Consider the following 14,735-nt stretch of genomic DNA (forward strand, 5'->3'; position numbering starts at 1 on the left):
CCCCCCGGCGAAACGACCGAGGTCATCGCGCCTGCGCGGCGGCCCGGTTGACCGCCCGGGCGGCGACGATGCCGAGCACCAGCCCGGCGACCGCGGTCAGCCCGTGCAGCCAGTTGTCCGCCCAGTTCAGGTTGATCGGGTCCTCGGGGTTGACCAACGCGGTCGCCAGGATGCCGTACGCGGTCATCCCGGTGAAGCCGACGAACAGCACCCAGCAGTAGATGATCGCGCCCGTGCGCCGGGTCGCGGCGAGCAGCCCGAGCACGCCGACCGCCGCGTGGACCAGGTTGAGCAGCGGGGTCACGCTGAAGATCCAGACGGCGCGGCTGGTCTCGTGGCCGACCGCGGCGGTCTCCGGGGTCAGGAACCCGGCGATCCCGAGGGCCAGGTAGAGCAGCCCGAGGACGGCGACGACCGGGCGGAGCCAGGACGCCCCGGCGCGGGTGCGGGTTCCGGTGGAAGAGCCGGATTCTGCGGAAGACATGGGGTTCTCCTTCCCTCCGCGGCCGGATACCCCGTCGCGCGTGCGGAAAACGGACAAGTGGAAGGGGCCGGACGGCGAGCTGGGGGATCCGCCGTCCGGCCCACGGCCGGGGCCCGCGCCGGTCCCTGCAGCCAGGACGCGGGCCCCTGGTCTTTAGGGGGAGCGCCAGTCGTGACCGCGGTAGGCGGTCCCGTGCTGGGCCCCCATCAGCAGCAGCCCGCCGTCGACGACGAGCGACGTGCCGGTGATGTAGCCGGCCGCCGGGGTCGCCAGGAACGCGACGGCGGCCGCCACCTCGGCCGCGTGGCCGGGGCGGCCGAGCGGGATGCCCGGCCGGTCCTGCTCGCGCGGGTCGGCGTCGGTCTGGCCCGTCATCGGCGTCGAGATCTCGCCGGGGGCCACCGAATTGACGGTGATGCCGTGCTGGGCCAGCTCCAGCGCGAGCACCTGGGTCAGGGCGCCCGCGCCGGCCTTCGCGGCGCAGTAGGGCGCGGCACCGACGCGGGGCACGTGCTCGTGGACGCTGGTGATGGTGATGATCCGGCCGCCGTGCCCGGCGTCGATCATGTGCCGGGCGGCGCGTTGCGAAAGCAGGAAGACGCCGTCGAGGTCGACGTCGAGGACCTGGCGCCACTTCTCGTAGTCCAGGTCCACGGCGAGCTCGCTGCTGCCGGTGCCGGAGCAGTTGACCAGGACGTCGATGCCACCGAGGTCTTCGGCGAACGCGTCGACGACGTCGGCGGCGCCGGGCAGCTCGGTCAGGTCGAGCCGCCGGACGTGCGCGGTCACCCCGTGCGAACGGGCCTCGGCGGCCGTTTCCTCCGCGCCATCGGCGTCCGAGTGGTAGGTGATGCCGACGTCCAGGCCACCGCCGGCGAGGGCGGCGACGACCGCCCGGCCGATGCCGGAGTCGGCACCGGTGACGACGGCGCGCCTCGGCGTGGCGGCTTCGGCGGGCAGCGGGGCCGGGAGCGACACGGGCGTCTCCTTTCGTCCCCGGTCGGCTACCACCCCCGCCCGGGACTAAACGCGGCGGCCGGGCGGCTGCTGCTGATCGACATCGGCGGCGGGTCGATGGAGCTGGTGCTCGGCCGGGGGCCGGTGCGGTGGCCGCGGAAGTGACGTTGTCGGCCTTGGACGTCCCGCGCGTCGAGGTCGGCCCGGGGGCGTTGCGGAGGGGATCCTGCTGCGGCACCTGGAACAGCTCGCCGAATCGACGCCGTTGCCGCTGCGACCGTTGACGCGCCACCCGGACGCCGCGGTGCGCCACCTTCACCCGGCGGGGGAGCAGCCGGTGCCGTCCTGAGCGTGTGTCGGGCGGCGGCCGGGGTAATCGCGCGGTTCCCCGAACGGAAGGAGAGCTCCCGTGAGCAAGCCGAACCCGATCGAACTGCAGAAGTACCTGTCCGGCGTCGACTACCCGGCCAAGCGTGACGACCTGGTGCAGGCGGCCGAGAAGAACGGTGCCGACTCGGACACGTTGGACATCGTGCGCGGCCTGCCTGACCGGACCTACGAGGGGCCGAGCGGCGTGAGCAAGGAGATCGGCGGCTGACGATCCCGCGGCCCGGGCGCGCCCGGGCCGCGCTCAGCCCGAGGTCAGTTCGGCGGTCTCCGGCAGGACGGCACCCGGCTGCGCCAGGGCCGTCACCGCGCGGCAGACGTCGGCGGGGTCGATCGTCTCGAGGCAGGGGTGGCCGGGGACCGGGCAAGTCCGCGCGCGAGTGGCGCGGCAGGGCGCGTGCTGGTCGCCGAGCACCACCGTGGGGACGCCGTAGGGCGCCCACCGCTCCTGCGGCACGACCGGCGCGAACAGCGACACCACCGGGGTGCCCGCCGCCGCGGCGAGGTGGGCGGGGCCCGTGTTGGGCGCCACCACGACCCGGGCGCCCGACAGGATCGCCGCCAGCTCCGCCAGGGACGTCCGGCCGCCGAGGTCCACTCCCGACGTCCCGGCCACCTCCCGGGTCAGCGCGCGCTCCGCCGGCGCGCCCGTCACCAGCACCCGGTGCCCGTCGGCGGCCAGCGCCCGCACGGTCTCGCGGCTCCACGCCGCCGACGGCTGGCGGGCCGGCACCGACGCCGCGGGGTGCACCACGACGTACGCGCCGCCGCCCGTCAGCCGGGCCGTGTCCGGCAACGGGCGCCGCAGCGCCAAGGCGCCGTGGTCGTCCGGCGGGAGCGCGTAGCCCGCCGCTTCGGCGAGCGACAGCATGCGGACCGGCTCCGGCGGATCGCCGTCGACGCGGTGGCGCAGGTCGAGCAGGCTGCCCGGGTAGTCCTCGGAGATCGCGCCGATCCACGGCACCCCGGCCTGGCGCAGCAGCAGCGCCAGTGGCAGCGGGGACTGGTGGAACGACGTCAGGATCAGCGCGCGGTCGAACGCCCGCGCGCGGATCAGCGCGACGAACTCGCCGGTGTCCTCGGCGGTCACCGGCGGCGGCTCGGGGTCGATCCACGGCGCGGTCCAGGTGAGCAGGTCGCTCACGCCGGGCAGCAGTTCGCCGGCGGCGCGGCCGTGCGGTCCGGTCAGCAGCGTCACGTGCGCCCCGGACGCCGCGACCGCGCGGACGCAGGGTCCGGCGAGCAGGACGTCCCCGAGGTTGTCCTGGCGGGCGACGAGCACCCGGGTCATCCGGCGACCCCGGCGACGCGCAGCGCCTCGGACAGGTCCCGCGCGACGGCGGCGTGCTGCCGGGCCCGGGCGATTTCCGGTTCGAGCGTGCGGTGCGTCGGCACCAGCACCGCACGGGCGCCGGCCGCCAGCGCGGCGTCGACGTCGGCGCCGGTGTCGCCGATGACCACACAGGACGCGGGGTCGACGCCGAGCTCCGCGGCGGCGCGCAACACCATGCCCGGGGCGGGTTTCCGGCACGCGCAGCCGTCGCCGTCGTCGTGGACGCAGACCTGCCAGGTGCCGAACGGGCCGAAGAGCTCCTTGACGCGGGCGTTCACCGCGTCGAGCTGTTCGCGCGTGATCAGTCCTTTCGCGACACCGGACTGATTGCTCACCACCCCGACCGGGATTCCGCGCTCCCGCAGCCCGTTGACGAGCTCGACCGCGCCGGGCACCGGGCGGACACCGTCCGGGTCGTTGAGGTAGGGAACGTCGACGATCAGCGTGTCGTCCCGGTCGAACAGCACCGCCACCGGGGGCCGGGGCCGCCGCGCGGCGATCTCCCCGCGCAGCCGGTGGTAGCACGCGGCGGGCGGGATGAGGGCGCTGGTGACGACCATGCGCGCCACTTCGCCGGGGGTCCGCGGGCCCGGCAGGATCCGCCGGGTGGCGAACTCCGCCGTCAGCCCGGCCCAGACGCCGGCCGCCAGCAGCGCCTTCCCGCGCTGCCGCAGCACCGGCAGCGTCAGCGCGGCCAGACCGGCCACTGTGGACAGTGCGTGCAGGCCGAGCCTGCCGGACCCGGCGCCGGTGCGCTGCCGCCAGAGCACGCCGTGCTTGGCGCGCATCAACGCGTTGTCGGCGTTGCCGCGCTGGGCTTTCAGGCTGTAGAAGAACCCGGCCCGCCGGGCGGGGTGCGTGGTCAGCCGCTCGCCCTGGTCGATCCGGTGCCCGGCTTCGGCGACGCGCAGGGCGAGATCGGAGTCTTCGCGGAACGCGCGCGGGAACCGCTCGTCGAAGCCACCCACCTCGACGAGCGCGCGGCGGCGGTAGGCCATGTCCGCGGTGATCCACCGCGCCCGCTCGAGGCCCGCGGTGCCGCGTTCGTCGTCGGTGGGCCGCCGGTCGGCGGGCAGCGGGACGGTGATCCGGCCCTGGGACGCGGCCACGTCCGGCGGCAGCGAGCCGAGGTCGGCTTCGAGCTGCCGCGCCCAGTCGGGGGCGAGCACGACGTCGTCGTCGACGAACGCGATCCATTCGCTCCGCGCGGTGCGCCAGCCGAGGTTGCGTGCCGCCGCCGGCCCGCGCCCGCCGGAGCGGAGCACGCGCACGCCCTCGGGAACGTCCAGCTCGGACCCGCCGGGGCGGTCGTCGACGACGAGGATCTCCGCCGGCCGCGGATCGGGCCCGCCGAGAAGGGTGAGCAGCAGTGGCCGAAGCGTCTCCCGGCCCGTCGTGGGGATCACCACGGTGTAGTCGAGCGAAGCAGTCACCGGACCCGGGTACCCCGGGCGGCGGTGATCAAACGGCGTGTCGAAGGCCCCGCACCCGGGTAACCGGCGGGCGACGAGAAGGAGGTGCGGATGACCGCGGGAACGATCGAAATCCGGAACCCGGCCGACGGCAGCGTGGTGGGCACTGTGCCGACCGCGGGCGAAGACGAGATCGACGCGGCGCTCACGCTGGCTCGCGAGACCCGGGTGCCGTGGGCGCGGACCTCGGCCGCCGAGCGCGGGGCGCTGCTGCACACCGCGGCCGAACGGCTGCGGGCGCACGCCGACGAGCTGGCGAAGGCGAACGAGGCGGAAACGGGCAAGCCCCGTGACGAAGCCCGCGAAGGCGTGCTCGCCGGGGCGGGCACCCTGGACCAGTACGCCGAACTCGGCCCGGTCCACCGCGGCCGCAGCCTGCTCGGCGACATCGGCGCGACGGACCTGATGGTGCCCGAACCGCACGGCGTCGTCGTCGCGCTCACGCCGTGGAACGACCCGGTCGCGGTCGCCTGCGGGCTCATCGGCGCGGCGCTGGCCACCGGCAACACGGTGGTGCACAAGCCGAGCGAGCGCGCGCCGCACACCGGGCAGCTGCTCGGGGAGGTGCTCGGCGGCGTGTTCCCCGCCGGCGTGCTGCAGACGCTGCACGGCGACGGCGGGGTCGGCGCACTCCTGACGATGCGCGACGACGTCGACGTCATCGCGCACGTCGGCAGCACCGCGACGGGCCGGTCGATCGCGGCGAGCGCGGCCGCGACGGGCGCGAAGACGTTGCTGGAGAACGGCGGCAACGACCCGCTGGTGATCGACTCCGACGTCGACCCGGTGTGGGCGGCCGGCCAGGCGGCGCTGGGGGCGTTCGCCAACTCGGGGCAGATCTGCGTGGCGGTCGAGCGGATCTACGTGTGCTCGGCGATCGCCGAGCCGTTCCTGGCGGCGCTGGTGAAGGAGGCCGAGTCGCGCACGCTCGCCCCGCTGGTGGACCGGCGCCACCGCGACCACGTGCACGCCCACGTCGAGGACGCGCTCTCGCGCGGCGCCCGGCTGCTGACCGGCGGTGCGGTCCCGGACGGCCCGGGAGCGCACTACCCGGCGACGGTGCTCACCGGGTGCGCGCCGGACCTGCGGGTGATGACGGAGGAGACGTTCGGCCCGGTGGCCCCGGTCCGGGTGGTGGAGAGTTTCGACGAAGGCCTGGCCGAAGCCGCGAAGGGCGAGTACGGCCTGGCGGCGACGGTGCTGACGGCTTCGATGACGCACGCCCAGCGGGCGTGGCGCGAACTCCCGGCGGGAACGGTCAAGGTCAACAACGTGTTCGGCGGCGCCCCGGGCGGCGCGGCCCACCCCCGCGGCCGGAGCGGCAGCGGGTACGGCTACGGGCCGGAGCTCCTCGACGAGATGACGCAGACGAAGCTCGTGCACATCGCCCCGCCCGCATGACGGAACCGCAGAAAGGCGCCGGGGCACTTTCCCGTGAAAGTGCCCCGGCGCGCCGGTCCGGGGCCGGCCGGTTCGCGCGCATGCTCGAGCGCGCCGGCTCCTCGCCGGACGACGACGAACGGCAAGACCGCACCCCGATCGGGTGGTTCGCCCGCGCCGTGCGCGTCCCCGGGCGGGAACGACGTGCTCTCGTCCAGAGCGCCAAAGCCACGTTCGCCGCCACCGTCGCCTGGCTGCTCGCCACCCTCGTGCTGCGGCTGCCGCAGCCCTTCCTCGCTCCCTACGCCGCCGTCTTCCTCGTCGAAGCCACCGTCTACCGGTCGCTGCGAGGCTGGCTCCAGCAGGTCGGCTCGGTGGCCTCCGGGGTCCTCCTCGCCGCCGTCGCGGGGCAGCTCATCCCGTGGCAGGCCGTGGCGCTGGCCGTGGTCGTCTTCCTCGGGCTGCTCGCCGGGAGCTGGCGGCGGTTCGGGGACGCCGGGGTGTGGGTCGGCGTCACCGGCATGCTCGTCATCTCCTACGGCACCGCCCGTGAGCCCGTCCTGCTCGGCGACCGGCTCCTGGAAACCGCGCTGGGCGCGGCCATCGGCGTCGCCGTCAACACGCTGATCTTCCCGCCGCTCTACGGGGAACGGCTGGCCGCGGCGGCCGGGCGGCTGGGGAAGGCGCTGGCCGAACTCCTCGAGTCCCTCTCCGACCTGATCCGGCGGGACGAGCCGCCGGAGGACCTCGACGGCCTGCTGTCGCAGGCGCGGGACACGCGCAGCCAGGTGCTGGCCGCCGAAGAAGCCGTCGGCCTGACGCGGGAAGGGCGGATGCTGAACCTCCGCCGCGGGCGCCCGGCCGCCGGGGCGCACCATGAACGTCCCCTCCGGACGTTGATCGGGCTGTGGCCCGCGGTGTCGCAGCTGCTCGCCGCCGTGCGCACGACGGCGGGCCGCCGCGAGCACCCGTTCGAGTACCCCTGGCCGGACGCGCGGGAATCGCTGGCCGATCTGATGCACCACCTGGCCGGGGCGGTGCAGGCCGTGGCGATGGTGGGCGAGCCGGTCGAACTGGACGAATGCCGGGCCCTGCTCCGGAAGCTCGAGGAGCGGCTGGTGACCGCCGAGGAGGACGGCGTCCCCGCCCGGCTGGGCCTCGGCACGATGACGCTGCCCGCGCGGCTGCTGGTGGAACAGCTGGAAAAGCGGTGAAAGGCCGCCTCCCCGGAGGAAGGCGGCCGTTCACCCACCGGAACCTACGAAACGGCGATCGAATCGGCTTCCGACCGGTGGCGGCGGCAGGCGGTGCACACCATCGTCTGGCCCAGCAGCGTGCCGTCACCGGACACGAGCCGGGCGACGTGCAACGTCGGCAGGCCGCATTCCTCGCAGGGGATCGGCTTGCTGTCGCGGCTGATCATGACTCGGTTCGGCACGGTGGAGCCCCCTGACGCGCGGTTGGAAGGTCCCGGTGGGTTACCCCCGTGTTCTGCGCCACACTCGTCCGGCGCAGTGACGTCACTCGAACGGCGTAATCACTGGGCGGGGTACCGGTGCTCGCCGAGCACGGTCGCCAGGTGGACGGCGTTGCGGACCAAGGTCGCGTTCGTCGAGGCCACAGCCTCGGGTGTCTCGTCGAGGTCCTGGTAGTCGCCGCCCTGCATGGCCTCGCCGTTCCAGTACGTCGCGCCCTGGGCCGGCACGGTGAAGCCGACGTCGTTCAGCGCCTGGAACAGGTCCGCGATGATCTTGTGGGCGCCGTCCTCGTTGCCGACGACCGCCGCCACCGCCACCTTGCCGAACATCGCCGGGCGGCCTTCGTCGTCCGTTTCGGACAGCTCGGCGTCCAGGCGTTCCAGGACCCGCTGCGCGACGCTCGACATGTGCCCGACCCACGTCGGGGTGGCGATCAGCAGGATGTCGGCGTCGGCGATCTTCCGCCGGATGCCGGGCCACGCGTCGCCGTCGCCCATGTCGGCCTCGACGCCCGGGCGGACGTCGTGGTCGACCACGCGGACCAGCTCGCCGGTGGCGCCGCGTTCGGCGAACAGGTCGAGCAGCTGCCGCGCGATGAGGTCGCTGCTCGACTTCGCCGGAGACGGCTTGAGCGTGCAGGTCAGCGCGAGGACGCGCAGGGTCATGGCTGCCTCCTGGAACGGGTGCCGACACCGACGTGGGCGAACCCGGCGTCGGCCAGGGCGTCGGGATCGAGCAGGTTGCGGGTGTCGACGACGATCGCCCGGTCGGCGGACGCGGCCAGCCGGGCCCAGTCGAGGTCCCGGAACTCGGGCCACTCGGTGAGCACGACGAGCGCCGCGGCGTCCTTGGCCACCAGGTACGGGTCGTCGACGACCTGGACCGCGCTCATCCCGGGCACGCACCCGACGGCCGGGTCGTGCGCGGTGAGTTCGGCACCCGCGCGGGCGAGCTCGGCCGCCACGGCCAGTGCCGGGGAGTCGCGCAGGTCGCCGGTGCCCGCCTTGAAGGCCAGGCCCAGCAGGCCGATGCGGGCTCCCGCGAGGGATCCGGCCGGCGAACCGGTCACCGCCTGCCGCACGGCCCGCACGACCCGGGCGCGCTGCCGGGCGTTGACGCGGACCGCGTCCCGGAGGATGGCGAAGTCGACGCCCGCCGCCTCGGCCGCGTGCAGCAGGGCCGAGGTGTCCTTCGGCAGGCACGAACCACCCCAGCCGGGACCGGGGGCGAGGAATTCGGGACCGATCCGCGCGTCCAGGCCCATGGTGCGCGAAACCTCGCGGACGTCCGCGCCGAACCGCTCGCACAGTTCGGCCAGGACGTTCACGTAGGACAGCTTCACGGCGAGGAACGCGTTGCTCGCGTACTTCGCGAGTTCGGCGCTGGCCGAGTCGGTCGCCACCACCGGGGCGCCGGTCGGCTCGTACAGCCGTGCGACCCGCCGTGCGGCAGGCGAATCCGCCGGGTCGGTGCCGACCACCACCCGGTCCGGGTGCAGGAAGTCTTCGACGGCGTGCCCTTCGCGGAGGAACTCCGGGTTGGCGACGACCGGCAGGTCGTCGCGGCCCAGCAGGTGGGGCAGCCGCGCCGCGGTGCCGACCGGCACGGTGGACTTGGTGACCACCACGCAGCCGGGCCGCAGCAGCCGGCCGAGCTGCGGCACGACCTGCTCGAGCACGCCGAGGTCGGGGCGGCCGTCCTCGGCGGGCGGCGTGGGCAGGCACAGGAAGACCAGGTCCGCCCCGTAGAGCTCGGCCTGGGCGGTGGTGAAGCTCAGCGTCCGATCGGCGAGGCCCTGGCCGACCAGCTCGGCGAGGCCGGGTTCGGCGATGGCCACCTCGCCGCGGCCCAGCTCGTCCACTTTGGACTCGTCGGCGTCCACGCAGGTGACCCGGTGCCCGAGTCGGGCGAAGCACGCGGCGCTCGTCAACCCGACGTAGCCCGCACCGACGATCCCGATGTGCTCAGCCATGGGCCACCCGCATTTCCAGGGCCGAGCGCGCCGCGGCCAGCACGCGTTCCTCGCCCAGCAGCAACAGTCCACCGTCGGGCTCTTCGCCGTGCGGGTCGCCGACGTTCCCGGCCCAGAGCACGACGTGCTGCCGCGCCGACGGCGGCGGGCCCCACAGCCGCGGCGGGGTCGGGCCGAACAGCAGCACCGACGGCGTGCCGAACGCGGTCGCGAGGTGCCCGACGCCGGTGTCGCCGCAGACGACGAGCGCCGCCCCGGCCACCAGCGCGGCCAGCTCCGCCAGGCCGGTGCGCCCGGCCAGCACGGCGTCGTCGCCGAGCCCGGCCGCTTCGGCGATGGAAAGCGCCAGATCGCGTTCGGCGGCGCTGCCGGTGAGCACGACGCGGTGACCGTCGGCGGCGAGGTCCCGCACGACGGTCGCGAACCGCTCGGGCGGCCAGCGCCGGGCCGGGAACGCCGCGCCGGGGTGCACCACGACGGCGTCCGGGGCCGGGCTGGGGCCCGGCGGCACGGGCAGGTGCAGCGCCGAGCGGTCGGCCTCCAGGTGGTGGTACTCGACGAGCCGGCACCAGCGGTCCACCTCGTGCACGTCGTCGCGCCACTCCAGCCCGGGTACGTCGGGGAAGTCGGGGTGGCGGTGGGTCAGCAGCTCGGCGGGGTCGGTCTCGAGCAGGTCGTGGAGGCTCTCCGGGCCGCTGCCGTGCAGGTTGACCGCGAGCCGCGGCGGCGGGCCCGGCCAGGCGAGCTCGCCGAGCCCCGGCGTCGGCAGCAGCTCGTCGACCGCGTCGATCAGCTCCACCAGGTCCCGCAGGCTCTCCGGCGCGGCCAGCACCAGCCGTTCGCCCGGGTACGCCGCGCGCAGGGCGCGCAGCGCGGGCACCGCCGTCAGCAGGTCACCGACGCCGAGCGCGCGCAGCACGAGGACCGCGGAGCTCACGGCCACGACCCCTCCTCCGACGCGCACACGACCATCTCCCGGACCTCGGCGCCCGGCGGCTGCTGGAGCGCGAACACGACCGTGCTCGCGACGTGCTCCGGCTGGTTGAGCTTCGCGTCCGGCGGCGGCTTGTACTGGTCGGTGCGGTCGTCGAAGAAGTGCGTCCACATCCCGCCGGGGACGAGCAGCGTGACGCCGACGCGGCCGGCCAGCTCGGCGGCGAGCGCCCGGGTGAAGCCGACGACGCCGAACTTCGAGGCGCAGTAGGCGGTCGCGTCGCTCACCGCCTTGATGCCCAGGGTGGACGCGACGGTGACGACCGTGCCGTGCGAGCGTTCCAGGTAGGGGAGCGCGGCGCGGATGACCGCGGCCGTGCCGAACAGGTTCACCTTCACCACCCGCTCCCAGTCCTCGGTGGACACTTCGCCGAGCGGCCCGCACGCGTCGGTGCCGGCGGCGGTGAAGACGCCGTCCAGGCCGCCCGCGCGTTCGGCCAGCTCACGCACGGCCGCCTCGGTGGCGGCGGTGTCGGTCAGGTCGGCTTCGACGTACTCGGCCGGGTCGTCGGGGCGGACGCGGTCGAGGACGTAGGGGGTGCCGCCGGCCTTGCGGACGGCGTCGACGGTGGCGGCGCCGAGGCCGGACGCGCCACCGGTGATCAGGACGTTGCCGAGGGGTCGCATCGCTCTCCTTCGCGGGCGAGGGGATCAGGCACTGGCCGCCGCGGCGACCAGCCGGGAGGTCGAGTAGCCGGGCACGGTCGGGACGAGCACGACCTCGCCGCCGTGCCGTTCGACCACTTCGCGTTCGGGCAGGTCCGCCGCCGCGTAGTCGCCGCCCTTCACCCACACGTCCGGGCGCAGCTTCTCGAGGACGGCGACCGGCGAGGGCTCGTCGAAGACGGCGACGGCGTCCACAAAGGACAAAGCGGTGAGCAGCCGGGCGCGGTCGCGGTCACGGACCAGCGGGCGGCCGGGCCCCTTGAGGCCCCGCACCGACGCGTCGGAATTGAGGCAGACGACGAGCGCGTCACCGAGGGCGCGGGCCTGTCGCAGCAGGCTCACGTGCCCGGGGTGCAGCAGGTCGAAGCAGCCGCCGGTGGCGATCAGGCGGCCACCGGTTTCGCGGACCCGCCGGGCGAGGCCGAAAGCGTCGGTGGCGGGCTGGGGGTCGGGGACCGGGCCGTCGTTCGTGGACAGCGCGGTCGCGCCGCCGGCGGCGACGAACCGGGCGGCCGCCTCGACCGCCGTCACCACGGCCTCGGTCGTGTCCGCCCCGCCGAGCAGCGCCGCGGTGGCCGCGGCGGCGAACCGGTCGCCCGCGCCGCAGGTGTCGGGCGCGGTGTGGCCAGGGGTCCGGGCCGCGGCGGGGATCGGGACGGTCGTTTCGCCGAGGCCGTCGGACAGGACCGCGCCCCTTGACCCGACGGTCACCGCGACCGCGTCGGCGTGCCAGTGGCCGCGCAGCAGCTTGGCGAGCTCGGCCGGCTCCTCGTGCCCGGCGAGCACCGCCCGCGCCTCGGCGAGGTTCGGCGTGGCCAGCCGTGTGCCGGGCACCGGCTGCGCGCCGCGCGGGTGCGGGTCCCAGACCACCGGGATCCGCTCGGCCAGCTCCCGCAGGAGCCGCCGCACGTCGGCGTTGCGGGTCAGGCCGCGGCCGTAGTCGGCCACGAGGATCGCGCCCGCGTCCTCCAGGAGCTCGTGCACCCGGGCGGGCAGCGGGTCGGTGGTCGCCGTGCCGTCGCCGGAATCCAGGCGCAGCAACGACTGCCCGCCCGCGCGGACGCGGGTCTTGCAGACCGTCGTCCCGCGCAGCGGCAGCGGCACCACCGTGACGTCCGGTTCCAGCAGCCCGGCCAGCGCGTGGCCGCCTTCGTCGTCGCCGAGCGGCGTGACCAGGACGACCTCCGCCGCGGACCGCGCGGCCAGCAGCGCGGCCAGACCGGCGCCACCGGGGCGGCGGCGCCGGGCCGTCAGGTCGACCACCGGCACCGGCGCCTCCGGGCACAGCCGCTCGGCGGTGCCTTCGGCGTCGACGTCCAGCAGCGTGTCGCCGAGGACGACCAGCGGCTTCACGCGGTCACTCCGAGCGCGTCGTCGAGCGCCGCGCAGAGGCCGTGGACGAGCGCGAGATGCATTTCCTGCACGGTCGCGACGGTCGGCGCCTCGACCGTCACGGCGTCGTCGCACAGGGCGGCGAGGGGGTTCGGGGCGGGCCCGGTCAGCGCCCACGTCGTCACTCCGAGCTCGTGCGCGGCCTTGGCCGCGGCGACGACGTTCGGGCTGGTGCCGCTGGTGGACAGGCAGACCAGCACGTCACCCGGCCGCCCGTGCGCGCGCACCTGCCGGGCGAAGACCTCGTGGTCGCCGTAGTCGTTGACGATGGCCGTGGTCGCGGACGTGTCCGCGTGCAGCGCGATGGCCGAGAGCGGCTGCCGTTCGTGGCGGAACCGGCCGACGAGCTCGCCGGTCAGGTGCTGGGCTTCGGCGGCGCTGCCGCCGTTGCCGCACGCGAGCAGCCGGCCACCGGCCTCGAACACGCCGGCGAGGTGCCGTCCCCACGCGACTATCTTGGGGGCGGATTCGCGAGTCCGGCTGGCGGCTTCGGCCAGCGCGGCGAGATGGTCTTCCATCACGGCACCTCCTTCTTCTCCGGCGACGCCGCGCCGGTTCGAGTGGGGCGGGGACGCCGGAGCACGAACGGCCCCAGCGCGAGCAGGTCGATCGGGGCCGAGCCGAAGCACTCCAGCGCGTCCCGCGGCGAGTCGACCATCGGGCGGCCCGCGGTGTTGAGACTGGTGTTGATCACGACCGGCAGGCCGGTCCGGCGCTCGAAAGCGGCCAGCATCCGGGCCAGCACCGGGTTTTCGCGCTCTTCGACGGTCTGCACGCGGGCCGTGCCGTCGACGTGGGTGACGGCCGGGATGCGGTCGCGCCAGTCTTCGGCGACGTCGTGCACGAACAGCATGTACGGGCTGGGCAGCGGACCGCGGGTGAAGATGTCGGCCGCCCGCTCGGCCCGCACCATCGGCGCCACCGGCCGGAACTGCTCGCGGCCCTTGACGTCGTTGAGCCGCTCGAGGTTCGCCTTGCGGCCCGGGTGGGCCAGCAGCGACCGGTGCCCCAGCGCCCGCGGGCCGAACTCGGCGCGGCCCTGGAACCAGGCGATCACTTCGTCGTTGGCCAGCGCTTCGGCGACGGTCTCGGCGAGGTCGTCGGGCCGCTCGTAAGGCAGCTTCGCCTTGATGAGGATTTCCTCGAGTTCCTCGTCGGTCCACCCGCGGCCCAACCCGGCGTCGCCCATGGGTGTGCCGCGTTCCCCGGCCTCGGCGGCCAGCTGCAGCGCCGCGCCGAGCGCGGTGCCCGCGTCCCCCGCGGCGGGCTGCACCCAGATCCGGTCGAACGGGCCCTCGGCGTGCAGGCGGGTGTTGGCGACGCAGTTGAGCGCGATCCCGCCCGCCAGCGCCAGGTTCCGCTGACCGGTGCGTTCGTGCAGCCAGTCGGTCAGCTCGAGGAGGATGTCTTCGAGGACCTTCTGGACGCTCGCGGCGAGATCGGCGTGCCGCGGGCTCAGCTCCTGGCCGGCTTCGCGGCGCGGGGCCAGCGAAGCGAGGTCGACGCCGGAGGCGCGGAAACCGCCGTCGCCGGTGACGTGGACGTGCTCGCAGAGTTCGTCGAGGAATTCCGGCTTGCCGTAGGAGGCGAGCGCCATGACCTTGTACTCGTCGCTGGACCGCGCGAAGCCGAGGTGCTCGGTGAGGTCCTCGTAGAGCAGGCCGAGCGAGTGCGGCAGCTTCTGGGCGGCCAGTTCCTTGAACCGCCCGTCCCGGTACTCACCGGCCAGATAGGACGTGCTTTCGCCGCGGCCGTCCGCGACGAGCACGGCGCAGTCGCCGAACGGCGCGGCGAGCGCGGCCGACGCGGCGTGCGCGACGTGGTGCCGGACGAACTTGACGATGCCCGGGTCGAGTCCGGGCAACGCGGATTTCAGGAACAGGGGTGCCCGCTTCGCGAACTCCGTCCGCAGCTCCTCGCCGCTCGGGTCGTGGCCGGACAGGCCCGGCTCGACCAGCGCGGGGTCGTAGGAGTATCCGACGGCGTCGAGGTCCTTCGCGGACAGTCCCGCCTGGGCCAGGCACCAGGCGGCGGCCTGGGCGGGCTGTTCCCACGTGGAGAACGGCACCGCCTGCTTGCCGTGCTTGCGGCGGCTGAAGCGTTCTTCCTCCGCCGCGGCGATGATCTCCCCGTCCACCACCAGCGCTGCGGCCGGGTCGTGGAAGACGGCATTGATCCCGAGTATGCGCATCGACCTGCCTCTGGCGTTTCGGCGCGGACT

At 74.8% G+C, this 14,735-nt stretch carries 15 protein-coding genes; 3 read left to right on the forward strand and 12 right to left on the reverse strand.

All coding sequences use genetic code 11. The annotated features are described in order from the left end of the window. Positions 1-22: 22 nt before the first annotated feature. Positions 23-484, reverse strand: coding sequence for a DUF4383 domain-containing protein (locus DV20_RS09760; RefSeq protein ID WP_043778585.1), 462 nt, complete (start codon positions 482-484; stop codon positions 23-25). A 153-nt stretch (positions 485-637) separates the two neighbouring features. Continuing rightward, on the reverse strand, positions 638-1,462 hold the full coding sequence (locus tag DV20_RS09765; protein WP_084093397.1) for an SDR family oxidoreductase: 825 nt from the start codon (positions 1,460-1,462) through the stop codon (positions 638-640). A 388-nt stretch (positions 1,463-1,850) separates the two neighbouring features. Between DV20_RS09765 and DV20_RS09770 the strand changes: the two genes are divergently transcribed. Continuing rightward, positions 1,851-2,039, forward strand: coding sequence for a DUF2795 domain-containing protein (locus tag DV20_RS09770; protein WP_043778588.1), 189 nt, complete (start codon positions 1,851-1,853; stop codon positions 2,037-2,039). Between the two features lie 33 nt (positions 2,040-2,072). On the opposite strand, the gene DV20_RS09775 is transcribed toward DV20_RS09770, so the two are convergent. Both DV20_RS09775 and DV20_RS09780 read right to left on the reverse strand, forming a co-directional pair. Next, positions 2,073-3,119, reverse strand: coding sequence for a glycosyltransferase family 9 protein (locus DV20_RS09775; protein WP_043778590.1), 1,047 nt, complete (start codon positions 3,117-3,119; stop codon positions 2,073-2,075). Continuing rightward, positions 3,116-4,594 (reverse strand): HAD-IIIA family hydrolase, encoded by a 1,479-nt coding sequence (locus DV20_RS09780; protein ID WP_043778592.1) that lies wholly within the window; start codon positions 4,592-4,594, stop codon positions 3,116-3,118. Before DV20_RS09780 ends, DV20_RS09775 begins: the two co-directional genes overlap by 4 nt. A 90-nt stretch (positions 4,595-4,684) precedes the next feature. Between DV20_RS09780 and DV20_RS09785 the strand changes: the two genes are divergently transcribed. Both DV20_RS09785 and DV20_RS09790 read left to right on the forward strand, forming a co-directional pair. Continuing rightward, positions 4,685-6,034: an aldehyde dehydrogenase family protein gene (locus DV20_RS09785; protein WP_043778593.1), complete on the forward strand. Its 1,350-nt coding sequence runs from the start codon at positions 4,685-4,687 to the stop codon at positions 6,032-6,034. 80 nt (positions 6,035-6,114) lie between these two features. After that, entirely contained in the window at positions 6,115-7,227 is a 1,113-nt protein-coding gene (locus DV20_RS09790; RefSeq protein WP_043778922.1) for an FUSC family protein, read from the forward strand. A gap of 44 nt (positions 7,228-7,271) precedes the next feature. Here the strand turns inward: DV20_RS09790 and DV20_RS09795 are convergent, their stop codons facing one another. The 8 genes from DV20_RS09795 to DV20_RS09830 all read right to left on the reverse strand — a co-directional run bounded on the left by DV20_RS09795 (position 7,272) and on the right by DV20_RS09830 (position 14,705). Next, complete coding sequence (locus tag DV20_RS09795; protein WP_043778595.1) at positions 7,272-7,451, reverse strand: hypothetical protein; 180 nt, start codon at positions 7,449-7,451, stop codon at positions 7,272-7,274. 99 nt (positions 7,452-7,550) lie between these two features. Further along, complete coding sequence (locus DV20_RS09800; protein WP_043778597.1) at positions 7,551-8,156, reverse strand: flavodoxin family protein; 606 nt, start codon at positions 8,154-8,156, stop codon at positions 7,551-7,553. Beyond that, a complete protein-coding gene (locus tag DV20_RS09805) occupies positions 8,153-9,463 on the reverse strand; it encodes a UDP-glucose dehydrogenase family protein (RefSeq protein WP_043778600.1) in 1,311 nt (436 codons plus the stop codon). The genes DV20_RS09800 and DV20_RS09805 overlap by 4 nt, the downstream gene beginning before the upstream one ends. After that, positions 9,456-10,406, reverse strand: a complete 951-nt coding sequence (locus DV20_RS09810; protein ID WP_043778601.1) for a glycosyltransferase family 9 protein — start codon at positions 10,404-10,406, stop codon at positions 9,456-9,458. The genes DV20_RS09805 and DV20_RS09810 overlap by 8 nt, the downstream gene beginning before the upstream one ends. Further along, positions 10,397-11,083: an SDR family oxidoreductase gene (locus DV20_RS09815; RefSeq protein WP_043778603.1), complete on the reverse strand. Its 687-nt coding sequence runs from the start codon at positions 11,081-11,083 to the stop codon at positions 10,397-10,399. The genes DV20_RS09810 and DV20_RS09815 overlap by 10 nt, the downstream gene beginning before the upstream one ends. Before the next feature lie 24 nt (positions 11,084-11,107). After that, on the reverse strand, positions 11,108-12,475 hold the full coding sequence (locus DV20_RS09820; protein ID WP_043778605.1) for a PfkB family carbohydrate kinase: 1,368 nt from the start codon (positions 12,473-12,475) through the stop codon (positions 11,108-11,110). Next, positions 12,472-13,032: a D-sedoheptulose-7-phosphate isomerase gene (locus DV20_RS09825; RefSeq protein ID WP_084093399.1), complete on the reverse strand. Its 561-nt coding sequence runs from the start codon at positions 13,030-13,032 to the stop codon at positions 12,472-12,474. The genes DV20_RS09820 and DV20_RS09825 overlap by 4 nt, the downstream gene beginning before the upstream one ends. Further along, positions 13,032-14,705 carry a carbamoyltransferase family protein gene (locus DV20_RS09830; RefSeq protein ID WP_043778609.1) on the reverse strand — a complete coding sequence of 558 codons (1,674 nt, stop codon included), beginning with the start codon at positions 14,703-14,705 and terminating at the stop codon, positions 13,032-13,034. Before DV20_RS09830 ends, DV20_RS09825 begins: the two co-directional genes overlap by 1 nt. Between the last annotated feature and the right edge of the window lie 30 nt (positions 14,706-14,735).

This window comes from Amycolatopsis rifamycinica (genome assembly GCF_000695625.1).
GTDB classification, from domain to species: domain Bacteria; phylum Actinomycetota; class Actinomycetes; order Mycobacteriales; family Pseudonocardiaceae; genus Amycolatopsis; species Amycolatopsis rifamycinica.